This window comes from Ameyamaea chiangmaiensis (genome assembly GCF_013376175.1).
Classification (GTDB): domain Bacteria; phylum Pseudomonadota; class Alphaproteobacteria; order Acetobacterales; family Acetobacteraceae; genus Ameyamaea; species Ameyamaea chiangmaiensis.
Map to the genome: position 1 here is coordinate 1 of NZ_JABXXR010000033.1, position 22,868 is coordinate 22,868.

The following is a 22,868-nucleotide window of genomic DNA, read 5'->3' on the forward strand; positions in this document are numbered from 1 at the left end:
GGCGCGGTCTGGGCGGCGGACACCGGGTGCGGCGCCGTGCGGGCATGTCGGTTGGCGGGGTGCGCGGACGCCGGTGCGGTTGCCGCGACCGCAGGCCGAACGACGACGAAAGCCAGTCCGGTCGAGGCCATCAGCAGCGCGACCGTGCCAAGTCCGGAACGAGTTTGACCGACAGGCTTCATCATCGGATCCTTTCTGAATCTGCAAAACATCCGTGCGGACGCTGTTTCATAATGAATTCGCATCGATACACAACGCTGCAGCGGTGTCCACCGATAATGACCATTTTTTGACGCTTAAAGCCCATATCCACATATTATGTCGCGAAAGCCGATATTTTTGCCACAGTGTCCTGGAAGGTATCTTTGTTACTTGGGCACTAGAAAAAAGAAAAAATAGCCAGACAATCGGATTTTCTGATCGTCTGGCTATCGTATCAAAATGACTGAACGATCACGTTCCGGCAAAAAGAGTCGCGACGGACGGGACATCGCCAATGATCGCCTGCGCTTTCAGCTCATCGCAGAAATCGTTGATCATGGACGTATTGGCGTCGAGACCCGCGGCATCCCAGTCAGGATCGAACGCGCGCGCGATTGTCGCGAAATCGTTCAGCAGCCATGGCGTCGTGTCAGCATACTTCACTCTCTTTGCTGACCACATCGCCTTGGAGCGGTCGAGAAGCGCGCAGACCTCGTCCTCCACATCGTCGTAACGTGCTACGACGTCGGACCGCAAACCAAGAATGTGCATTCCTGGAACGTAGCGAACCTGCTGATAATAGGCGAGTTCCGCCGTCTTGAAGTCAGGCGTCAGGTGACGAAACGGCGAGGACGCGTCAAAGAATCCCGGCGGCAGGAACGGCGTGAACACGGCGTCCAGAAAGCCTTCGTTCAGAAGATCCATCAGCGGCCTTTCGTCTGGAGCCGCCTCGATCACCCCGGGACGCCCGAACCCCGAAAGCCGATCGACCACAGGATGGGATTCCGTCAGACGACCAGCGTACCAGCGCGCGTTTTCAACGCCAATTCCCTCGCGCCGAAGAATGGCCCGCGTCCACGTGTTGCCCGAATCAGGCCAGCCGGTTACACCGATCGCCCGGCCGCGAAGGTCGGCGACCGTATCAGCGCCATGACTCTTGCGTGTCAGGATGCAGCGATGTCGAAAACCACGCATCAGAAAATAGGGAACACCGTGATCGCGTGCGGTGCCCGCCGCATGGTCGCGGACATACCGGCTGAATGAAAGTTCCGCGCCCTCGTAGTCCGGGTTGCCATCAACGGTAGGCAGCAGGGTTCCAACGGGCGTAACCCGTATGTCATAACGATCGGACGTCACCTCCCCGAGCAGGATCGGCGTCAGATAATCCCAGTCTCGCAGGGCAAGTCTGATAACAGGTCTCATCGCGTGTACTCCGCTGTAAGGGCCGCATCGGGCGCGTCCGTCACCGCGTTTGCCGTCTCGCGCTGTCCACGGCCTGGCACGACGAACGCGTAGGACCCGACGCCAATAACAACGACACAGGCCGCACCCAGGGCCGCACCGAGAAACGAGCCGGTTCGTTGCAACAGAAAACCGGTCAACGCCGGTGCGCAGGCCCCGGCGAGGTTGGCGGCCAGATTCACACTTGCGCCGACCGCCCCCACGTTGTCACGCCCCGCGACAAACCCGATCAACGACACTCCGGTCGGTGTCGAAATCGCAAGCCCGGTCGCCGAACAGGTAAGACAACCCAGCACAATCAAGGGAGAATGCGAATAAGCCGCCCCGACGAGAGCCAGCGACGCACACAGCGACACGCTCAGCACAAGCTTGCGTACTGACACGGGATCGCGCCCGGCGGCGACACAGGCATCGACGATATAGCCCGCGACGATCGCCTCACCGACGACGGCGACAAGCCAGGGGAGTGCCGTATAATACCCGGCATGCACCGTGCTGACGCCAAGCTGCATCTCGATCAGGCGCGGCATCCACGCCGAGAGCAGATAAAAAACGTAGGTATAAGCGGCAAAGCCGACCGCGACCCCGGCGACGGGCCGTGTGGGAACCATGGCGCGCAGGGACGTCGCGATTGAGACACGCGCCTGTGGGCGCCCGGCCACATGTCCTTCGCGCGGGTAGACCAGCGCGAACAGCCCCGCGCAGAAAAGTGACATCCCCGCTGTCACCACGAAACACGCGCGCCAGCCCCACATGGCCAGCACACCCGCGATCAACGGAACCCCGAACACGAACGAAAGCTTGGAGCCGGAGTCGAGGCAACTCATGGCCCGTCCACGCTCGGAAGCACTGAAATGAAGAGCGACCCCCCGCCACATGGCCGGATAAATCGGCGCCTCGGCGAGACCGAGTAACAAGCGCACAAGTCCCAGGGCGAGAAGCGATCCGACAGTCGCACTCATCAGGCTTGAGACAGCCCAGACCAGAATGCTGGCGATGACCGGAAGACGCGTCCCGAAACGGTCGACGATCACGCCGGCCGGTATCTGCGCGAGGGCGTAGCTCCAGAAGAACGCCGACAACACGGTGCCCAGCTGCGTATCGGAAAGATGAAGATCGTGCGCGATCGGGGTCGCGATCACGGACAGGTTCACACGATCCAGATAGCCGACAAAGCCGCAAAATCCGAACAGCGCAGCTAGGGTCCACCGCCGTCGGGACTGCGGAGCGAGAGCAGGAGACGACATCGGCATGGCAGTCCTTTCTACCCCTTCATCCGCGTGGAGAACGGTGCACACTGTGTATACAGAAGCGCCTCATATCGTAAGCGAAAAAATAACGCCTGCGCGCCTGTTATCTAATGTGGCACCAATAACAAAGCTATATCAATATGATAGGATTTTTCCGTTCCGCATGCCCTACGATTTTTTTGTTTGAAGTTCCACATACGTCACGTATACACAGCGCATGACCGCAACCTGGAAGCGCTCGACGACCAACCGGCGCCTCGGCGCGATCGGAACGCTATCCGTCTCGCTTGCGCTGGTCAGCCCGACACTTGTCCTCGCCGCGAACGGGCAGGCCGTGGCAAGTCTGACGTCGTGGCCAATCTGGAGTGTGTTCCTGCTCGGCGCGTTCACCGTCGCCTTGGTCGCGTACAGCATCGCGCGCATGGTGGCGTCGTTCCGAAGCGGCCATGACGCCTATCACATCGTCACCCTCTCGCTGGGCGAGCGCATCGGGCGCGGGACAGGCCTGATCCTGTTCGGCGCCTATCTGTGCTTTGCGCTGGCGACGCCGTCGGCTGGCACCGCGTTCCTTGCGGACCTGTGCGGGATCAAAACACTGTCCCGGGTCGCGTGGGGATCATGCGCGGGCGCGATGACGATCGCCGCCCTCCTGGTTCTGCGTCTTCGCGGCACATCGGTGGCACGGGCGCTTCTGATCATCGAGGGGGGTGGCATCGCCCTTCTGGTCCTGCTGGCCTGTGCCATACTGTTCGGTCACGGCCAGGGGGATGGACCGGTCGCGGCACCACCGGGCGGAGTCGGCGGCGGTCTCATGTCCGCGTTGGTCGTCGCATTCCTGTCGTGGGCAGGCTTTGAATCCTGCCTGTCCCTGACGTCGGACACGCGCAACCCACAGGTTGACATCCCGCGCTCCCTCTACGCCACGGTCGCGCTGACCGCGGTCCTGTTCGTCGGCATGTTCTGGGTGATCGAACGCGGGTTCGCCGAACGCCTCGGCGGCGCACGGGCACTTGTGAACACACCGGACACCCTCAGCGCGCTGGGCGTGTCCTATCTTGGACCCTGGAGCGCCCGGGCGTTCGGCATCGCCGCGCTGGCCTCCTCGTTCGCCGGTCTCGTCGCCCCCATGACGGCGGCCACACACCTGTTGTCCTCCTTGATACCGGCCCGGCGGCACGGCCTCGCGCTGCCGATCGTCGGCGGCGTCGTGCTGTGCGGTCAAGTGCTGATCCCATGGGTCCTCGGCCCCCGACTGCCGCCGGTTCTGGCGTATGGTCTTCTGGCGTCGTGCGGCGCCATCTGCATCATGGTGGTCTATCAGATCGTGCAACTCGGCTTTGCGCGGGCATTGATCGATGGTCGTCTACTGGGATCACCGGCCGAACTTGTCGTGCCCCTTGCGGCACTGATCATCATGACCGCCGCACTTGTCACGACATTTCAGGCGGGCGGCAGCGCGGAGACAACGGCCCTGCTGGGCGTCGCCTGGTCTGGTGTGGCGCTCGGCCTTGGCGCAGTCCTGCCAAGCCGTCACACAGCGACGTCGTCGTCGCCATAACACCTCCACTATGCAACCGGGATGGGGCAGATGGTCAAACCAACATTCGAAACCACACGTGACCGACCGATTTACGCGGGTGCGGCCGCGCTTCTGTTCGTGGACACGCAGAACTACAACTGCCGCCGCGACGGCGGCGAATATGCCGGGTTGTCATCGGCCGACATCGACGACCGCTTCGGCTATTTCTTCGATCGCCTCGACAAGGTGGCACTCCCAAACTGGATCGCCCTTGTGCAGCGCGCACGGCAGACGGGCGTCGAGGTCATCTACACCGTCATCGAAAGTCTGACGCAGGACGGCCGGGACCGCAGTCTCGACTACAAGATCACGGGCTTCAACGTACCACGCGGCTCGCTCGACGCCCGGGTCATCGATCCGATCGCCCCGCAAGCCGATGAGATCGTGATCCCCAAGACCTCATCGTCGGTTTTCATGTCGACCAACATCGACTACCTGCTGCGTAATCTGGGTGTGCGGTCACTGATCATCGTCGGGTGCCTGACTGATCAATGTGTCGATTCCGCCATACGGGACGCCTGTGATCTTGGCTACCTCGTGACCTGCGTCACGGATGCGTGCCTGACCCAGTCGCAGGAACGCCATGACTGGTCCTTACGCAACAACAAGGGCTATGCCCGCCAGATCGATACCGACACGATGCTGGCAGAAATGACCCGCGTTCATGAAAGTGCAACGGCATGACAGCCACGTCCGACGAACACCTGATCTTTGCGGGCACGTCCGATCTCGCGGGTCTTGTCCGGGGAAAAGGATTTCCCGCGCGTGATCTGGACGACCGGCGCGCGACCGGCGTGGGCTATACCGCGAGCAACATCATGCTGTCGGCTTTTGGCCCGATCTACAAAACACCGTTCGGAACGACGGGCGATCTGATGCTGGTACCCGATCCGGCGGCGGGCGGCCCGGTTCCGGGCGAGGACAATCAGACCCACATGCTGATGCCGGGCGATATCCGTCACGAGGACGGCTCCGCATGGTCGTGCTGCCCCCGGCACTTCCTGCGTCGTGGCCTGGACGCGCTGGAGCAGGAATTCGGTCTGCGGATGCTGTCCGTCTTCGAGCAGGAATTTACTTACACCGGCGTCGCCGACAGGCCGGCCTCCAGTTATGCCTTCGACCTGTTCCGTCGTTCGGGGCGCTTCGGACCGGCGCTGATGGGCGCCCTGCGCGCCGCCGGGATCGAGCCGGATTCGTTCATTGCCGAGGCAGGCGATCGACAGTTTGAAGTGACCGTGTGCCCGCGCCTGGGCCTTGCCAGCGCGGACGAGACGGTGCTGCTACGCGAAATCGTGCGCGGCTGCGCGGCCTCCCTTGGCCACCGCGCCAGTTTCACACCCATCAACTCCCCCGACGGCATCGGTAACGGCACCCATATTCACTTCAGTTTTCGTGATCTGTCCGGACAGCCCGTGACGTATGATCCCAACGGCCCCTTCGGCCTCAGCCCGCAAGCCGCCGCCTTTGCCGCGGGCATCGTCAGACATATGCCCGCGATGACAGCGCTGACAGCACCCAGCGTGGCGTCGTATTATCGGCTGCGGCCGTCGAAATGGGCGCCCACCCGTGCCGACATCGCGCTGGCGGACAGGGGTGCATCCCTGCGTGTCTGTCCAACATTTTCGACTGACCCCGACGTGATCGCACGGCGCGCCAACCTCGAATTCCGGGTCGTCGATGCGGCCGCCAGCCCGTATATCGCGCTGGGATGTCTTGTGCATGCCGGACTGGAGGGGCTTCGCCACGGGCTGGTGCTGCCCGCCGCGGGCAGCGGCGACGCGCCGCCCCTCCCCTCCTCCCTGGCCGAGGCGCTGTCGCTCATGGCAGCCGATCCGGCGCCCCGCGCCTGGATGGGACAGACGATGTTCGACGCCTACACGATGTTGAAGACGTCAGAGATCGAGGTTCTGTCGGGTCTCTCTGAAGACGAGATATGCCGTCGATATGCGGAGGTGTACTGATGTTCGACGAGACGACGCACGCCGACACGCTGCTCGCCCCTGACGAACCGTCGCCGGTTCTAACGCGGTCGGGCGCGGCTCAGTCACGGTTTCTGCTGACGGTCGATCATGCCGGGCATCGGATACCCCGCAGCCTGCGTCAACTGGGGCTGACGGAAGAGCGACTGACGCGCCACATCGGCTGGGATATCGGCATTCTGGGGGTCAGCCAGGCCATGGCAGATCGACTGCACGCGCCGCTGATCGCACAGTGCTATTCCCGTCTGGTCATCGACTGCAATCGCAAGCCCGGCATGCCGACGTCGATCCCCGAGATCAGCGAGGATGATGTCATCCCCGGCAATCTCGGACTGGAGGCGGCCGACCGGGCACTGCGCGAGCGCACGTTTCTGGCGCCCTATCACCAGGCTATTGGCCGGGCGCTCGACACGCACGCGCATACTGACCCCATCCTTCTGGCCATGCACAGCTTTACCCCCTGCTACCGGAACGACGTCCGCCCCATGGCGGCAGCCGTCATGTGGGGCCGCGATGACCGCTTCGGTCGCCTGGTGGCTGAGGAGCTTCGGCGTCTCCGGCCCGACGACCTGATTGCCGAGAATGTGCCGTATGCCGTCGATATGACACAGGACTATACCGTCCCCGTCCATGCCGAGGGTCGAGGCATTCCATATCTGGCTGTCGAAATCAGGCAGGATCTGATCAGCGATGCCCACGGTATTGCGGTCTGGGCCGACGTCATGGCCGATGCCGTGCAGGCGGCCGCCACCAGACTGCCGACCGCAACAGTATGAAAAGCGCCACGGCCCGACAGACCCCGTCCCACGACCTTCCGCCCAAGGAGCGGATTTACGACGCCGTGCGTCGGGCGATCCTGGTCGGGGAATATCCGCCCGGGTCGTTCATCGAGGAAGAGCGGATATCCACCGCGCACGATGTGTCGCGCACGCCCGTCCGTGAAGCGTTTCACCGTCTCCACGCCGAACACTACATCGCGCTGGTGCCACGCCGGGGTGCGATGGTCACGCCGATCGGGCTTGCCGAATTCAGCGGCCTGTTTCAGGCGCGCCTGATGGTGGAGGGCGCGGTGATCGAGCTAGCGTGCGCACGGCAGATCAGACCGTCCGCCGCGATGCGCGATGCGCTGCGTCGCCTTCAGTCGTTTTCCAGCCTGCGCAGCCCGGACGAACAGGTCGATTATCTGGCCGCTGACTGGGACTTTCACGCGGCCCTTGTCGAACTGAGCGGCAATCCGGTCCTGCAGGGCATGTACAGTGCGCTCCGTCCGCATCAGGAGCGCGTCGGCATGACGGCACGTCCCACCGTCGAGGACCTGCATATCCTCGATCGTGAACACACGGCACTCTACGACACCCTGATGAAACATGACGTCGAGAGCTGCAAGGCGTGGCTGGCGCGCCATCTGGACACCAGCAGCCCGCGTGGAGAACGTCTGACGCGACTGTGAGCGTCAGGGCGTGCTACCCATCATGCCATTCGGCTGTTAACGTGATGTTCATGTCCTCGTTGTAGAGAGGATGCATGGCTTGCCTTTCCCACCTCGGCAGGATGACAGCAATGCATTTCACCAACGGTCTCATCAATACGCCGACGACGCTTTCACCGCCCCATGCGAGCGACGATCCGCCGCCGCTCATCGCCGCTCGTGCGCTCCCGCCCCTGTCGGTAGACGGGCCGGTGTTTCGTACCGCTAATGCGGCAGCGTGGACAAGCGGCTTTGCCACGGCATCCGGCGCCTGATCGCCACGTGTTCACGCCTCGTACAACTCCAGCGGTAGATCGTCGGGGTCGGCAAAAAACGTAAACAGCCGTCCCGTGTAGGGGTCCGTCCGGACCGGTTCCGTCTCGACACCGTGCGCGTTCAGATGCGCCACCGCCGCATGAAGAGTGCCGACCCGCAATGCGAGATGACGCAGTCCGCACGCCTCCGGACGCGAGACACGCGGGGGCGGATCGGGGAACGAAAACAGTTCGATCTGTGCGTCCCCGATTCGCAGGTCGCATTTCCATGATTGCCGCTCAGGCCGAAACACCTCGGCGATCACTGGCAACCCGAGGAGATCGACGTAGAAACGTCGCGACCGCGCGTAGTCCGAGGCGATGATCGCGACATGGTGGAGTCCGAGCAGGCCGATGCTCTCGCTCACCGGCGCGATCCCTCGGCCATGATCTCCGCAACGCGCGCGACCGCCTCTGCCCCGGGATCGATGGCGCCATCCGCCTGCTCGCCGGGCACGTACGAGGCCCGGCCGGCGCCAGCCTTCATGCGTCGGGTCGCCTCCGCGCCACGACGCGCGGCAAGGGCGGCATCGGCGGCGCCGTCTCCCCGACACAGAGATTCGATGGCTGGGGCGATGGCGTCGATCATCGTCTTGTCACCCGGTTTCGCGCCGCCATGGGCCTGCATCGCCGCCAGCCCCTCGGCCAGGGCCTGTGGCCAGGGCCCCTCGTGCCGACCGGCCGCCGAGAACAGGATCGAGAGCAACACACCGCTCGACCCGCCGCCGTGCCGGGCGAAGAGCGCACCCAGCGCGCGAAACAGCGCAGGCGTGTCGGCCAGCGGCAGCCGGTCGAGCACGCCCTCCACCTGACGTGCGATCCCCGCGAAGGTGGACCCCGCGTCCCCGTCGCCGATCGCGGCGTCCAGAGCGTTCAGTTCCGCCTCACTCGCCAGAAGCCGCTGCACCGCATGGTCCAGCAGCGCTCTTACCGTGGGGTCGGCGGAGGGCGGCGCACCCAGCGCATCGGGCAAAGGCGGCATGGGCACCCGATCGGGCACCGTGCAGGGTGCGACGCCGGGCCATGCACGCGGACCGACAGGTGCTGTCAGCGCGGCCAGAATGTCGGGGGTCAACGCGATGGTCGTCAGGGAGAAACCGTTCATGTCCAGCGCGGTCATAAGCGGTGCCGGGCCGATCAGGGCCTCGGTCCGTCGCGCCAGAGGGGTCCGGAAAAATGCGTCCGCCAGAAGCGACATCTCGATCTCCGGAACGATGCCGAGATTATTCAACATGACGGCCTGCGGCCCGTCCGACGAAAGGGTGCGTTCGACCGTTTCGGCGGCCAGCGCCATCAGGTCATCGGCCCGGGCGCAGTCGATACGCCGCGCGCCGGGCTCTCCGTGGATACCCAGGCCCAGTTCCGCTTCCCGGTCACCCAGACGCGGCGCATGATCGGCGTCGTACGCGTTACAGTCGCTGAGCGACAGACCGATGCTGCGCAGGCGCCCGGCGACGTCACGCGCGAAGGCGGCGACGTTCTCCAGACTTTCGCCGGCCTCGGCACGGAACCCGGCCGCCTTGTGCACCGCGATCGTCCCGGCGATTCCTCGGGCGGATTCGTGTCCCGCCAGGGCGATATCGTCGCGCACCGTGACCGTCTCGACCTTGCGGCCCAACGCACGCGCCTGCTCGGCGGCCAAGCCGAAATTCAGCCGGTCGCCGGTATAGTTCTTGATGATCAGCAGACAGCCGGCGTCGCCGGTAACGGCCAGAATGGCGGCGAGAATGGCGTCCACGCTGGGCGAGGCAAAGATCGACCCGACAACAGCCGCCGTCAGCATGCCGCGACCGACGAACCCCGCATGCGCGGGCTCATGCCCTGAACCACCGCCGGAGATGATGGCCACCCGGTCACGCTGCCAGTCACGGCGGAGGACGACGCGAATATCGGGCAGGCCGTCCAGACACGTCAGGTCGCGCCCGTCAGAGGAGCGCAAGAGCCCGGCGATCGCATCGGGCACAAGCGTATCGCGCTGATTGATGAAGCGTTTCATGGCGGCCTTTCCTTACGGGCCGCCAGAGAAGGCGGCCTCGATCCGCACATCATCGCACGGGAATCGCCAATCGCCGCTTCAGGAAAGTTTGACCCGTCTGCCCCTTGCCCTTCAGGCTGCCGTCGCCATCGCCGGGTCTGTCTCCGCGACACGAAAGCGCGCTGTTGTGCGATCGCAGACGTAGTGACTGGCGACGGGGTGCGGGTCGCGGGCCAGTTCGTCCACCGCCGCGATGATCTTGTCCGCTTTCCCGTCGTCGGCCAGAACACTGAAATTCAGCCGCGTCCAGCCCGGTTTTTCGGTTTCCTCACCCGCGAGAATCGCACGGCGGATCGCATCGGACCGCGTGGCGTCGATCGACAGGAGGCGGTGCGCATAAGGCCCCGCGCAGGCGCAGCCCCCTCGGGCCTGAATCCCGTAGCGATCGGACAGCATGCGCGTGAACAACTGCTGGTGGATGTAACCCCCATGGGCAAGATCGCGCACGCGGAACGAAAAGATCGGAAGGGCCGGCGCCGTCGCGTGGCCGACGATCTCGATCGCCGGGTTCCTCGACCATGTGGCCAGAGCCCGCGCACGCAACGCGGCGTGCCGCGCATCGAGCGTGTCCTGACCGATCGCCGCCTTGACCGCGAAACACAGGGCCGCGCGGATATCGCCGACCACATTGGGCGTCCCCGCTTCCTCGCGCGATTCGAGGCAACCCGTGTAGTCGTGCGTCCAGGGCGAGACAAATCGTACCGTGCCGCCCCCGGGCAACACCGGCGTCGTGCGCTGCACCGCGCCCTTGCGCACGATCAGGACACCCGAGGCGCCCGGGCCACCGAGGAACTTGTGGGTCGACACGACGACCGCGTCCTTTTCGCGGTCCGTCCCACCCTCCATCGCGATCGCGAGGTAGGGACCGCCACCGGCATAATCCCAGACGCTCAACGCGCCGTGCCGTTTCAGGACGCGCGTCACAGTGTCGACGTCGGTCAGGATACCCGTGACATTGGAGGCTGCTGAGAACGAGCCGACGCACAGGCGGCCCGGTTCCACCGCCCCCAAAGCAGCCTCGAGCACCGCGACATCGGGACCACCTGACGCGTCTTCGGGGATCTCGATAATCTCGGCACCGCTCTCCCGCCATGGCAGGATGTTGGAGTGGTGTTCGTAGGGCCCGATGAACACGACCGGCCGCTCGCCCCGACGGACCGCATCGGCAACGCCCAGCAGATGGACAAGCCGGTTCAGACCCGCCGTCGCACCCGATCCGGCGAAAATCGTCGCGTAAGCCGCGTCCGCGCCACAGCTTCGCGCGATCAGGGCGCGTGCTGCGCGGCGCAGGCGGGTCGCGAATTCGCCGCAATACGACGCTTCCGTGTGACTATTCGCGTAGTAGGGCAGCACGCGCTCAAGCATGAAGGTTTCGATCGGCATCAGGGCGCGACCCGACGCTACGTAATCGGCGTACACCAAAGGGTGCGCGCCGAAGGGACCCGGCACGGGCGCGCCCTCACCGATGATGCCCGCCCGCAACCGTGTCAGCAGATCGGCGCCCGAGAGCGAGTCGATGAAATCGTCAAGTGCGGTCGGGGTCATTGCAGTCCTCGGCAATGGAGTGGTGTCCGGTGACAATAAGTTGCGCCCAAGGAAAGAACTTCACCTTATTTTGCTTGAAACGCCCCATGTTTGGGTCATATGAACGATTATGAGCGATAACATCGATCAAATAGACCGCTTAATCCTGCGTGCCTTGCAGGAGGACTCCTCCCGATCGCAACGCGAAATTGCGGAGGTGGTCGGATTGTCCCAAAATGCCTGTTGGCGACGGCTGGCTCGACTGCACGACAGCGGGGTCGTCACCGGACACACGGTACGGCTGGATGCGCGACGGCTGGGCCTTGGCCTGACCGTGTTCATGATGGTGCGCACCCGCCACCATTCACGCGAGTGGCTCGACACGTTTCGCCGCGCCGTCATGGCCATCCCGAACGTGATCGATTTCTATCGGGTCGCCGGCGATTACGACTACATGCTCAAGATCGTGGCCGAGGACATGAACACCTTCGATCAGCTCTATCAACGTCTGATCCAGCAGGTCGAACTCGACACGGTGACATCCTACATGACGATGGAAGCGATCGCGGACACGCGCGACCTGCCGGTCTGACCCCGGGGCGCCCTGCATATGCAGCAGGACGGCACGGGATCGGGTGGCCCGATCACCCCGATTTCATGGCTGTTGGACGCCCCTAACCCCCTGACAAACGTCATCTTTGGAAGACGGGGGTTGAGAGTGATAATCACATCCATTATCATATTGAAAAACAACAGTTTTTTATTTGCGTGGTGGCGGCGGTTCCGGTAGACACGGGGCACGGACGACAACCGCGACAGAGGACACACGCGTCATGCCCATCAAAGATCCGAAGGTTATCGAACACCTGAACACGCAGCTCACGAACGAGCTGACGGCGATCAATCAGTACTTTCTTCACGCCCGCACCCTCAATCACTGGGGCGTCACGCTTCTCGGCAAGAAGGAGTATGAAGAGTCGATCGAGGAAATGCGCCACGCCGACTGGCTGATCGAGCGCATCCTGTATCTGGGCGGACTACCGAACGTACAGCGTCTGAACACGATCCTGATCGGTCAGAACGTTCAGGAAATTCTTGAGTGCGACCTCAAGCTTGAGGTAAAAGCGCTCGAAGACCTGCGCGAAGGCATCGCCTATTGCGAGAGCGTCCGCGACTACGTCTCACGCGACCTGCTTTTGAAGATCCTGGAGAACGAGGAAGAACATGAAGACTTCCTCGACCGCCAGTTCGACCTGATCAAGCAGGTTGGGATCGAGAAGTATATCCACCTCAACGCCGCCGCCGCGCCCGACCAGGGCTGAGCCCAACGCGCCGCCTCTCCAGCCTGCAAGCGTCGGAGAGGCGGCATGGATCACGGCAGGCGCGCGAGCCTCTCGAACAGAAGCTCATAGACACCATCACCATCCACCTGCCGCAAAAACAGCGCGTTACGGGGCAGATCGGTGATCCCCCACCAGTCCACGACGCTGGCCCCCTGCGTCAGGGCACCCTGCGTCTCGACCTGCAATGCCACCTCGCGCCCGCGATACAGATGCGGCGCAAGCAGCCAGGCGACCGTGTTGGGATCGTGAAGCGGGCCGCCATCAGTGCCGTATTTCTCCGCCTCGAACGTCTTCTCGAACGTCAGCCAGTCGGCGACCACACGCCCCACCCGATTGCCCAGGGCGGCAAAGCGCGCCACCCGTGCCCGCGTGGTGTGAAGCTGATGCGTGACATCCAGCGGGATTACCGTGAGCGGAATACCGGACTGGCAGACCATCGCAGCCGCATGGGGGTCAACAAAGAAGTTGAATTCCGCGGCGCAGGTGATGTTGCCGACTTCGGCAAAGGCTCCCCCCATCAGGACGATGCGCTCCACGCGATCCGCGATCGCGGGTTCGAGACGTAACGCCAGGCCAAGGTTGGTCAACGGTCCGATCGCACACACGGTCACGGTGCCGGGATCGTGCTCCATAAGCGTCCGGACCAGGAACTCGGCCGCCGAACCCGACGCCGGGGTCAGGCGCGGCGTGGGCAGATCGTGCCCGTCGAAGCCCGTGGCGCCATGCACATGGGCCGCCATGACGCCCGGGGCGACCAGCGGCCGCTCGGCTCCGCGATACACCGGAACATCCGGTCTTTGTGCCAGTTCCAGGGTCTTCAGGGCGTTGCGTGTCGTGCAGTCGACACTGACGTTTCCGGCCACCGTCGTGATGCCAAGCAACGCGATCTCCGGGCTGGCGAGGGCCAGCAGGATCGTCATGGCATCGTCCTGACCGGGATCGGTATCGATAATAATTTTCTTTACCATGGGCTGATAGTCTGGCTCTCGCATGTCAGGGACCCGCACGGTAGCACGCGTTTCCCGCTCCTCAAACGCGGCGGGGCGCCGGCGCACAGGGTGAACCCGATGGCGGCGGTATCTACGGTGATGAGTGGCACCGTGATCAGGGCCTTAACGCACCACCGCCGGGTCCTCGCTGGATCGATTCCCGGGGTAGATTCCTGCTGGCGGCCGTGGCGACCGGCGTGATCACCAGTGTGATCGCGGGCGGCGGATAGTAGACGCACCATGGCGCGACAGGGTGAGCTTGCTCGCTTTTCCGGTGCTGGCCAGGGTTGCCTGACGGCCCCTTGGGCGACTCCCTAGCGGGTCGCGGCGAGCGACGCAGGTATCAGCGCCACCAATCGCGATTACCTGCGCCGTATCCTGCCGAAATAACAAACACGTCTGAACCGGCACTCTTGGCCTGTCGAGGATGGTTGCTACGGCCTGTCCGTCAGCGCGGCGACCGTGGCGCCTCTGCCCCGGGTGCCCCCAACACGGCGGATCGCCATGCCGCGGCCCCGTAGAGGGCCAGGAGTGTAAAGGTTCCATACAGGAATGCCGTGAGGTCATCGCCACGATACACGAACAGCACGGTATAGGCGGTGTCGACGATGACCCACAGGATCCAGTTCTCCCTGTGCAGACGCGCCGCCCACCATGATGCCAGCAGACTGAATCCGGTCAGCAGGGCGTCGATGCGTGGCATCGCATCGTCCGTGTAGCGCGCCATGAGCCAGGCGAGGAGCGCCGAAAGAGCCCCCGTCGCCCCCACCTCGGCCAGAACCCGCAAACCCTTCGCCCGCACCGGCACGACCGCCGCCGGCTGATCCTTCGTGGCACGTCGCCACGTGTACCAGCCATAGAGTTGCACGACGACATACAGCATCTGCAAGACCATGTCCCCGTAGAGCCGCCACCGCCAGAACAGATACGCATAGACTACCACACCGACGATACCGACCGGCCAGCACAGCATGTTGCGACGCGCCGTCAGCCACACACCGGCAATGTTAAGAACGACGCCGCCAGCTTCGAGCGGGGACATCGTCACTCGACGACGACCGAAGACGATGTCGAACGGGCAGCGCAGGACGGCCCCGACGCCCCCTTCAAACGCAGATCGGGCACGCGGGTATCGAGCCCATCGTCGTCGAACATGTCTCGGGTCGAACGGTTCGCGCTGGCGGGTCTGTCGGGCAGCCGGCCGCGTCGTGCGGGGGCGCAGTCCGTGAAATCCGACGGCGGTGGCGTGCCGGCCAGCACCCCAGCCTCATAAGACCCCAGAAAATCCCTGTTTACAGCGCCATATCGTGCGTTCCGGGCATCCCCGTCCCCCCAGGCCGCCAGACCCGACAGCCTCCGAAAATCCGCGTGGAAACGCAGGGAGTACGCTTCCGTGTCGGTCGCGACCGCAGCCATCAAGGTGTCGAACGGCGGCGCGACCGACGTTGCAGGCGCGGGATCGGTCATCGGAACGGCACGCCCCGGGATGCGAGCGTCCGAAGATGACGCAGCAGCCGCTGTCCTTCCGGGCGCCCGAACCAGTCCGCATGGCCCAGCAGATAGGGACCGTAGGCGACGTCCGCCTGTTCGTCGTCGCCCAGAAGATCCACGAAATAGTCGATTTCGCTCAGCGCGAAGTCGACATGCACGACCGGCAGCACCGCCGCCAGAGCGTCGAGCAGCGACGAGGTGACGGGCAGGACGCTGCCATACCCGGCAAGAAACGCATCCAGATGATCCAGTGCTGCCACCGGCTCGCCGTCCTCCAGGTCCAGCCAGGGGATCACACCGCGCTCAATCGCCGTCGCGAGGTCGAACAGGGCGGATGTGCGATCGGCCAGCCCAAAATCCAGAATGGTCGCAACGCTGGCGTTCGCTTCGCCCGACGACCACAGCAGGTTCGACCCGTGCCAGTCCCCGTGCCCCCACGACGCGGGAACGGCGTCCATTGCCGCACGCGCATCGTCATGCCACGGGCGCAACACATGGTCGACCAGATCCTGCCGCCATGGCCGTTCCGCCAGGAAATACGCCAGAGCCGGCCGGTGGACCAGACGTGCCTCCAGCGTCGCGATCGGCGTCGGTGCGCGCATCAGCCCGTCGCTATTGATCAGCAACGGGGAACGGCGGGGCGGCGCGTCATACGCCCGCATTATACGATGCAGACCCGCCAAGGCGCCACCCGCTGCCCGGGCGTGACCCGATGTCAGAAACGGCGTCCAGGACGAGCGATCCTGATACACGTCGACACCGTCCCCCAGACCGTGAACTTCGTAGCACCAGACACCGTCGGACAGAACACCATGCCCCAGATCCGTGCACAGGACCGGCACCACCGGCTGCCCCTGTGCGCGCAGATACGCCATCAGGCGGTGCTCCTCCCCCAGGTCAGACACGGAGCGCAGCCGATGATGGTGACGTTTGATGAAAACGCCGCCGCGATCGGTGTCGATCCGCGCGGCGGCTGAAAAAGGCCTGGGGCTGCGCCATGCGATCTTCTGAAAATTCCCCGCGCGGGGAAAACGGGCCAGAACGGCCGACGCATCCTCCGCCGTCAGTTCCGGCCAGTCCGGGCGCTTGAGTGTCTTCCCGAGGCCATGGGCATAGTGCGTCGTCTCGGTCATGACACCCGATCCGGCGACATCCGCGAAGGAAATGCGATACGGGCATGCGCCGACGGAATCATGGTCCCCCACGGCCTCAACCGGCTTCGAATCGACGTGAGTTCCCCTGCCCTTTCCATGCGCCTCAGAACCCGGTCGAGGCGGTAAACAGGGCGGCAAATCCACCGGCGATGTAATACGCGGGCGCGCTACCCGCGATGGTGGTGCCCAGACGCCCGGTTGTGTCCTGTGCGTTCAGGCTGGGGCTGGCCACACCGGACAGGTAATGCTGGTTGGTGATGTTGACGAAATTCATCCGCAACGTCGGCGCATGCAGCCGTGATATATCGGAAAAATGATAGCCGAACGACAGATCCCCGGTCGTGTGGTCTGGGATGCGTTCGTCATTCATGAAACTTGCATACTGATGGCCGACATATTTCACACTGGCGATCCCGAAGACGTGCCCGTCGTCGTAGCTCAGCGCGATCGATGCCTGCAGGGGCGGACTGCGGACGGCCGTCTTGCCCCGCGTCGGCAACACGTCTCCCGCCGATGCGATATCATTGTCGATCGTCGCGTGCAGATATTCGCCTGATCCATACAGGCTGACATGATGCCAGGGCCGGGTTCCGACCTCCACGTCCACGCCGCGCGATGTCTGTCCGCCGGCGTTGATGGTGGACTGCACCAGGGATCCATTGACGTCGAGTTCTGTCGCAATCTGCCGGTTTGTAAAATTATAGTTGAACAGGGTCAGGCTGCCGACGATCCGGCGGTCGCTGTAACGGTAGCCCAGTTCCTCGGAAATCGAATATTCGGGTTTCGTGTTCGCGACGCCACGCTGGTAGATCGCGCCGGAGGTCGGGTCATACAGATTGAAGAAGGCATTGCTCGCCGGCGCGCGAAAATTGGTCGTCCCGTTCAGGAAGATCTGACTGTGTTGATCGAGACGCCAGCGCATGCCCACGCGCGGCAGCGGCTCGAAATAGCTGCTGTCGGCGCGATATTGCGGCCCCGGCATCGCATTGACGCCGCCACGCGTCAGCATCACGGCCTTGAAACCGGCATCGATGGTCAGCCGGTCCCCGGCCAGGGCGATATGATCTCCGATGAAAAGCGCGTTCGTCTGTGACACGGCGTGCTGACTGCCGGCCAGAAACGGGCGACCATCAGACAGAAGAACCGTGTCGCGTCGGGTCTCAGCCCAGATATCGGGCGCATAGCCATTGTCGGTGACGGGCGTGAAACTGTCCTGTTCATTGTCGTCGCTGTAATCATACCAATAACCCAGAACGAGATCGTTCCACGACCAGCGATAATGCAGCGCCGCATTGAAACCGGAGCGGTAGCTGCGCTGGGTGTAGTTCGCGCGCGCCACTGCCGTGCCGTCCACGGCATCGGGCAACACCAAAGGCGCGCCCAGCGGCTGCGTCCCGTCATACAGGCCGCTTTCGGACAGCATCGAACCGCCGGGCACATTGCCGTATGCGAACTGGGAATACGGCGTGACGTCGAATGACAAACGACCGGTCAGGGACAGATGGACGGGAGCCCCGACATACAGCGTGCGTTCAGGCGCACGCCACAGGCGCCAGTAGTCTGTCCCACCCTCCGCATCGTTGATGTTATAGCTTGCCGCCAGATTGTTCGCCCCCCCAATCCCCTCCTCCTTCCAGGACGCAAGCGTCGGTTGCGGGTAATAACTGGTGATGGTGCTGTTCCACGAGCCGAGGATGGCGGCATGGCTGTCGGCACCCCATGATTTCAGGAACTTGAAATCGACATGCTGTCGGGTGTCACGTCCGGGACCGCGCCAGTTGTCGGTGGCACCATGCGAATAAGACACGAATCCCCGGATGCCGGTGTGGCCGATTTCGCCCGTTTCAAGCCGAAGAAATTCGCGGTTCGTGTCGTAGGAGCCATAGGAAATCCCGACATACCCCCCAGCCCTCGGCGACGGGTCACGAAACGCCAGTGTCATCAGGCCACCCGCGGCATTGAGCACCGGACTGTCAAGATCGGCCGACCCCTGCTCCAGAGAGACGCTGTCGTAATTCTCGGTATCGGCGAACTGGGACGGATATCCCGTGTAATACGCGACATCGTTGAGGGGCATACCCTCCAGCACATAGCCGATCGCATCATTGCCCAGCCCCCGCACCGTCAGGTCGGAGTAGGGCGAGAAGCCAAACGGGTCGGACGTCGACACCGTAGCGCCCGGAAGCGACGAAATCAGCTGAAACGCCGTCGCCGTCGGCGGCTGGCGGCTGATATACTCCCGGTCCACCGAGCTGACGGACCGGTCGCCCTGCTCGGCGCGAATCAACCCACCGCCCGGCTGTTGTCGTAGCGCGGCGGCGACATCTCCGCGCACCAGTATCGTCTCTTCCTTTGCAGCTGCCGAGAGCGCGACCGGTTGCTGCTGCGTCGTCTGCCCGACCGTCGGAATGACCTTGTGTGTCGATCCAACCGCGTCCTGCGCCCGAACCAACGCCGACGGACCGACCATGGCACACGTCGACACACCCACCAGCAGCAGCGCGCGGCGAGCCGGGCCCGCGGCCTTTCTCGCCGCCAGCACCGAACGCTCCTTCAAACCCTCTCTCCGCCGCAACGCCCACTCTCCCCATGGCGGTATCAAGCCGTCCCGTTCATGACAGCGATGCCCTGTCGTCTGCCACGCGACGATCCACGAATAACGCACATCGTCAGTCTAGGCGATGTTCAGGTGACGGGTCCGCCCCGGCCACCCGCCTAACGTTCAAAGGGCTGTGCGTATCCCGTCCTGCAGACTCGCTACAGCGGCCTCAGCCGGGCCGAGCGCGACTGGATCAGGATCGATGGCGAGGCCGTGAGCGAACTGGACCTCTGCGCGTCCTACCTGTCGATCGCACTGGCCCGTCTGTACGCACCTCCGCCGGAGGGTGATCCCTACGCCCTGCCGGGGGTGTCAGACGCGCATCGCGACGCGATCAAGCACTGGTTCGTGCTCTTCTGGCAACTGGGCAAGCCACCGCAGACATGGCCTGCCTCCACCCCGCCCGCTGTCCGTGCAGGCCTGCAACCCGGCGACATCACCGGTCCGGTCTTCACGCGCTACCCGGTCCTGAACGACATAACCCGAGTATTGCCCGAGGAGGTTATACAGCAGGTGCCCCCACACCTGCGTCACTGGGCCGTGGGGCAGTATCTGATGGGTGTGGAGGCCTCCATCATCCGGCACGCCATTGGCACACCATCATGGAGGCCGGAGGTGCCGTGCTGCCCATGCATGATGGTCTGATCGTGCCACGATCAAGGATCGCTCAGGCCTGGAAGGCGATCGACTACGCCGCTACAGGGAGGCTGGGGAGGACCATCAGGGTCGAGGTGAAGGGGGCAGCCGGGGGCTCGGAGCGCAAGCCTGCTTAGTGATATGTCGGCTAACGCCCCTATCTCGGACATCCAAGCAACTGTGATAGAAGGCTGAAAAGCCGACGTTGCTACGCTGAGGACAACACTGGACACTGCCATGAGATCACTAACGACAATCGAACAGTGGGAAGGCCCCCTCATACACGGCTATGAATTCAAGGCGATAAGCCTTCCAGATGGGACCAGCTATGACCTTGATATTTGGGACTGCGACATACGGTCTGTAGAAGTCCCACATAGCAGTGGCCATCTCTGGTTCCAAGTCATTTCATGTGACGATGGGGAATGTGCTGCTTTAGCTGTTTTTGGGGGCGGCTCCGCATTCGTACAATGTGACAGCATAAATGTGTACGAAAAATACCGAAGGAAAGGCATCGCACTTGCACTCTACCAATGGGCGGCCTGCTTCTTCGAAGCGCCTGTAACTCCGACAAACAAGCGTTCGGCGTTGTCCAAGGAATTTTAGAACGGTAAATCTTCGATTAAATGTGACTGTATAGTCAGTGGCGAAACGGGGAAGTGCGTCAGACTTGGTCGTTAGGTAAAGGGAGAAACAATATGCAAGATTTTGACGAAGGCTACGACAACATAAGGGCCCTCAGTAAAGATGAAGACCCTGCTATTTTTGAGTACGCGGATGTATTGTCCGAATTTCCTAAAGAAAGTTCCAGAGGCACAGTGATTATTGCTTGCTCCTTTATAGATGTTTTTATTGGAGAGGTCGATTAAATCATTCTTACTTCCTGGTTCCCCTGCAGATGATCTGATCGACGGATTTAACGCACCGTTAGGAACATTTTCGGCAAAAATAAAAATGGCGAGAGCCCTTGGAATCATAACCCAAGAAGAAGCGAGATATACAGACGTAATGAGGAAAATTAGGAATATTTTTTCTCATACTTCAAAAGTAGACTTGGAATCAGAAGATATTAAAAAACTGATTGGGAAACTGTCCGCTTGCGCGTGGATGCCTGAGGGGAAACGAGATGCCGACGCGCATACGACAATATATATAGCATCTCAAAATCTAATTACATCATTCTTGCATCGTGCGGAACACGTAGAAAAAATTCGTTTGAAAGACAGAACTACTCCTTGGGAGCGGGGCAGACCGTAATTGCCGCAAATGCAACGTCTGTCTGGACATGTTTGTCTCTCCATAGCTGATCGTCAGCTTTCCCCCACTACAACGAAGTCTGTACAATTGCCGGGCGTACTCCGCTGATGACATTTCTACGTCTTCAGCGAAAGCGAGACTGAATGAGTTTGCAGAACAATATCGAAACCGCTGTTGCGGTCCGGAAAACCTCTGTTTGAACCCGCCTAAAGCACGTCAGGATGATTGGTGGGCGTCCACGTGGCAGACTGTTGGGGTGCCACGTAGCAATCTTTTATTAGCCACGGTTCGCCTTCGACCGTAAGTGAGCGCTCAAGATCATCGGACAGTCCAGCTTCGCCAAACTGAGCTACGAGTAGTATCGCACAGGCAGCAACCGCCTCAAAGGCGTTGCAGAGGGATGCACGTTTGAACTGGCACTCCCGGTCGTGCTTCACTGCGTTGTATGCGTCATACCATTTGAGTGACGCTGTGGACTTATCACTAAGCCATTCTGCGAATGGCTTAATTTCCGCCACTTCGGGGTAGCGTTTGAAGCGGGCCGAGTAGCCGCGAAGCCTTAGTGGTTCGGCAAGCTTCACATACGAGATAGTATTTTTGCGCTCCTCTTTATTGCCATTTGAGACCATGATTCCGGCCATGTGCATTTCGACTTCGGTCGCAGCCAGAATAAGAAGATTACGAATTTCGTGCCCATAAACTTCAAGAGTAGCCTTAGACGGCTCTACGACACGGCAAATTGCGGCAAGATCAGCAACTAATGCTTCCAACTGCGTTTGAGCATTGCGAAGATAGCGTTGTTCGTTGTTGCAATCTGGCAGTCGTGCTTGGACGAGACTGAATTTGTCGAGGGGGTCTCCGATAATTGGGCGCGCCATGCGGGGGAAGAATTGGCCTGGAGAGTGTCGTAGAGGCACGAATGGTCCCGGCACCTCCTGTTCGTCCAGCCAAGGCGTTTCTTCCATTATTGCCTCCCAGACAGTTCCACCAGATTTGGCATGGAAGCAGCTCCCCGGCCCATGCTCGGCGTTCGCTCTGCCAATAAGAAGCGCGTAACTATTGGTGAACTTCCATATCTGGAGTTCATCCTCGAGGGGGCGAGCAAACCACTCATCGGCTGGGGTGTTCGTCATCACTAAATCAACTCTGTTCTGGATATCCCTGACGGGCAGGATAGGCGACTTCGTAAGAGTGCGTTTTCATGGCTCTCTTACGACCAGATTGCGAGGCAGCGGTATCAGAAACCGCCCGCAAGCAGCAAATGGTGCGGGCATGGATGAATGTCCCGTGAGTTGAAACACGGTTCTCAGCCAGCTCGATTTGAAAGGCAACAAGCTCTTCCAAAATTTCAGTTGAACTTCGGCTGAAGCGCACTTGGCAACACGAATGACCGCTTCCCGCCTATCCCGTTCTATAGCAGACATTTTGTTCTCCCCCCTTCTCCACCGTGCCCATGATCGCATCCTGGTAGGCCGCATCGCCAAAGTCCTGCGCCGCGTAGGTATTCCCCACAAGCCGTTGGGACTTGTGTCCGATCAGGTGGTCGATCATCAGCGGCGAGCACGCGGACACACCCTGACGCTGCAGGGCGACCAGTTCCTCGGCACGGTAGGGACGTTTGCGCTCCGCCGTCCGTTCGCGCTCCGCCCGACGCTTCAGTCCGGTCGTCGCGCCCTGCCACGGATTGCCCTCGGCATAGCCCTTGCGCTCCAGCCAGTCCCAGAAGGTCTTCAGCGGGCTGATCCGGCTCTGGATCGTCTTGGCCGACAGCCCCCTGTCCTGTGCCAGCCACTCGGGGAAACCTCCC

The 22,868-nt window shown here is 62.3% G+C and carries 23 protein-coding genes and 1 pseudogene; 11 read left to right on the plus strand and 13 right to left on the minus strand.

Annotated elements, in window-relative coordinates:
• From HUK82_RS17170 to HUK82_RS06600, 3 genes are all read right to left on the minus strand, one after another.
• Positions 1–185, minus strand: a 185-nt coding sequence (locus HUK82_RS17170; protein ID WP_218061529.1) for a hypothetical protein, incomplete at its 3' end; no start/stop codon positions are given.
• A 268-nt stretch (positions 186–453) separates the two neighbouring features.
• A complete protein-coding gene (locus HUK82_RS06595; RefSeq protein WP_176613206.1) occupies positions 454–1,404 on the minus strand; it encodes a nitrate ABC transporter substrate-binding protein in 951 nt (316 codons plus the stop codon).
• Positions 1,401–2,690 (minus strand): MFS transporter, encoded by a 1,290-nt coding sequence (locus HUK82_RS06600; RefSeq protein ID WP_176613207.1) that lies wholly within the window; start codon positions 2,688–2,690, stop codon positions 1,401–1,403. Before HUK82_RS06600 ends, HUK82_RS06595 begins: the two co-directional genes overlap by 4 nt.
• A gap of 220 nt (positions 2,691–2,910) precedes the next feature.
• Here HUK82_RS06600 and HUK82_RS06605 point away from each other — a divergent pair, with 220 nt between their 5' ends.
• The 6 genes from HUK82_RS06605 (at position 2,911) to HUK82_RS06630 (ending at position 7,994) form a co-directional block, all read left to right on the plus strand.
• Complete coding sequence (locus HUK82_RS06605) at positions 2,911–4,251, plus strand: APC family permease (protein ID WP_176613208.1); 1,341 nt, start codon at positions 2,911–2,913, stop codon at positions 4,249–4,251.
• A 30-nt stretch (positions 4,252–4,281) separates the two neighbouring features.
• Entirely contained in the window at positions 4,282–4,956 is a 675-nt protein-coding gene (locus HUK82_RS06610; protein WP_176613209.1) for an isochorismatase family cysteine hydrolase, read from the plus strand.
• Positions 4,953–6,233: a type I glutamate--ammonia ligase gene (locus tag HUK82_RS06615; RefSeq protein ID WP_176613210.1), complete on the plus strand. Its 1,281-nt coding sequence runs from the start codon at positions 4,953–4,955 to the stop codon at positions 6,231–6,233. Before HUK82_RS06610 ends, HUK82_RS06615 begins: the two co-directional genes overlap by 4 nt.
• Complete coding sequence (locus tag HUK82_RS06620; protein ID WP_176613211.1) at positions 6,233–7,027, plus strand: N-formylglutamate amidohydrolase; 795 nt, start codon at positions 6,233–6,235, stop codon at positions 7,025–7,027. Before HUK82_RS06615 ends, HUK82_RS06620 begins: the two co-directional genes overlap by 1 nt.
• Positions 7,024–7,701, plus strand: coding sequence for a GntR family transcriptional regulator (locus HUK82_RS06625; RefSeq protein WP_176613212.1), 678 nt, complete (start codon positions 7,024–7,026; stop codon positions 7,699–7,701). Before HUK82_RS06620 ends, HUK82_RS06625 begins: the two co-directional genes overlap by 4 nt.
• A 110-nt stretch (positions 7,702–7,811) precedes the next feature.
• Complete coding sequence (locus HUK82_RS06630; protein ID WP_176613213.1) at positions 7,812–7,994, plus strand: hypothetical protein; 183 nt, start codon at positions 7,812–7,814, stop codon at positions 7,992–7,994.
• An 11-nt stretch (positions 7,995–8,005) separates the two neighbouring features.
• On the opposite strand, the gene gloA2 is transcribed toward HUK82_RS06630, so the two are convergent.
• The 3 genes from gloA2 to HUK82_RS06645 form a co-directional block, all read right to left on the minus strand.
• Entirely contained in the window at positions 8,006–8,401 is a 396-nt protein-coding gene (gene gloA2 / locus HUK82_RS06635; RefSeq protein ID WP_264802231.1) for an SMU1112c/YaeR family gloxylase I-like metalloprotein, read from the minus strand.
• Positions 8,398–10,029, minus strand: a complete 1,632-nt coding sequence (locus tag HUK82_RS06640; RefSeq protein ID WP_176613214.1) for a dihydroxyacetone kinase subunit DhaK — start codon at positions 10,027–10,029, stop codon at positions 8,398–8,400. Before HUK82_RS06640 ends, gloA2 begins: the two co-directional genes overlap by 4 nt.
• Before the next feature lie 111 nt (positions 10,030–10,140).
• Positions 10,141–11,613, minus strand: coding sequence for an aminotransferase class V-fold PLP-dependent enzyme (locus HUK82_RS06645; protein WP_176613215.1), 1,473 nt, complete (start codon positions 11,611–11,613; stop codon positions 10,141–10,143).
• A 109-nt stretch (positions 11,614–11,722) separates the two neighbouring features.
• Between HUK82_RS06645 and HUK82_RS06650 the strand changes: the two genes are divergently transcribed.
• The gene (locus HUK82_RS06650) at positions 11,723–12,184 is read left to right on the plus strand and encodes an Lrp/AsnC family transcriptional regulator (RefSeq protein WP_176613216.1); all 462 of its coding nucleotides are present in this window, start codon (positions 11,723–11,725) and stop codon (positions 12,182–12,184) included.
• A gap of 241 nt (positions 12,185–12,425) precedes the next feature.
• Positions 12,426–12,914 (plus strand): bacterioferritin, encoded by a 489-nt coding sequence (gene bfr / locus HUK82_RS06655; protein WP_176613217.1) that lies wholly within the window; start codon positions 12,426–12,428, stop codon positions 12,912–12,914.
• 50 nt (positions 12,915–12,964) lie between these two features.
• On the opposite strand, the gene HUK82_RS06660 is transcribed toward bfr, so the two are convergent.
• A complete protein-coding gene (locus HUK82_RS06660; RefSeq protein WP_176613218.1) occupies positions 12,965–13,903 on the minus strand; it encodes a nucleoside hydrolase in 939 nt (312 codons plus the stop codon).
• A gap of 110 nt (positions 13,904–14,013) precedes the next feature.
• Between HUK82_RS06660 and HUK82_RS17685 the strand changes: the two genes are divergently transcribed.
• Entirely contained in the window at positions 14,014–14,154 is a 141-nt protein-coding gene (locus tag HUK82_RS17685; RefSeq protein WP_176613226.1) for an RcnB family protein, read from the plus strand.
• Between the two features lie 218 nt (positions 14,155–14,372).
• On the opposite strand, the gene pnuC is transcribed toward HUK82_RS17685, so the two are convergent.
• From pnuC to HUK82_RS06685, 4 genes are all read right to left on the minus strand, one after another.
• Positions 14,373–14,966, minus strand: coding sequence for a nicotinamide riboside transporter PnuC (pnuC, locus tag HUK82_RS06670; protein WP_176613219.1), 594 nt, complete (start codon positions 14,964–14,966; stop codon positions 14,373–14,375).
• 2 nt (positions 14,967–14,968) lie between these two features.
• Positions 14,969–15,391, minus strand: coding sequence for a hypothetical protein (locus HUK82_RS06675; RefSeq protein WP_176613220.1), 423 nt, complete (start codon positions 15,389–15,391; stop codon positions 14,969–14,971).
• On the minus strand, positions 15,388–16,548 hold the full coding sequence (locus HUK82_RS06680; protein ID WP_176613221.1) for a phosphotransferase: 1,161 nt from the start codon (positions 16,546–16,548) through the stop codon (positions 15,388–15,390). The genes HUK82_RS06675 and HUK82_RS06680 overlap by 4 nt, the downstream gene beginning before the upstream one ends.
• A 124-nt stretch (positions 16,549–16,672) precedes the next feature.
• Entirely contained in the window at positions 16,673–19,039 is a 2,367-nt protein-coding gene (locus HUK82_RS06685; protein WP_176613227.1) for a TonB-dependent receptor, read from the minus strand.
• Between the two features lie 342 nt (positions 19,040–19,381).
• On the opposite strand from HUK82_RS06685, the gene HUK82_RS06690 reads away from it, so the two are divergent.
• Both HUK82_RS06690 and HUK82_RS06695 read left to right on the plus strand, forming a co-directional pair.
• On the plus strand, positions 19,382–19,813 hold the full coding sequence (locus tag HUK82_RS06690; RefSeq protein ID WP_176613222.1) for a hypothetical protein: 432 nt from the start codon (positions 19,382–19,384) through the stop codon (positions 19,811–19,813).
• Between the two features lie 689 nt (positions 19,814–20,502).
• Positions 20,503–20,673 carry a hypothetical protein gene (locus HUK82_RS06695; RefSeq protein WP_176613223.1) on the plus strand — a complete coding sequence of 57 codons (171 nt, stop codon included), beginning with the start codon at positions 20,503–20,505 and terminating at the stop codon, positions 20,671–20,673.
• Positions 20,674–21,267: 594 nt separating this feature from the next.
• Here HUK82_RS06695 and HUK82_RS06700 read toward each other — a convergent pair.
• Both HUK82_RS06700 and HUK82_RS17395 read right to left on the minus strand, forming a co-directional pair.
• A complete protein-coding gene (locus tag HUK82_RS06700; protein ID WP_176613224.1) occupies positions 21,268–22,197 on the minus strand; it encodes a hypothetical protein in 930 nt (309 codons plus the stop codon).
• A gap of 265 nt (positions 22,198–22,462) precedes the next feature.
• Positions 22,463–22,868, minus strand: a pseudogene (locus tag HUK82_RS17395) (hypothetical protein); the annotation flags it as partial.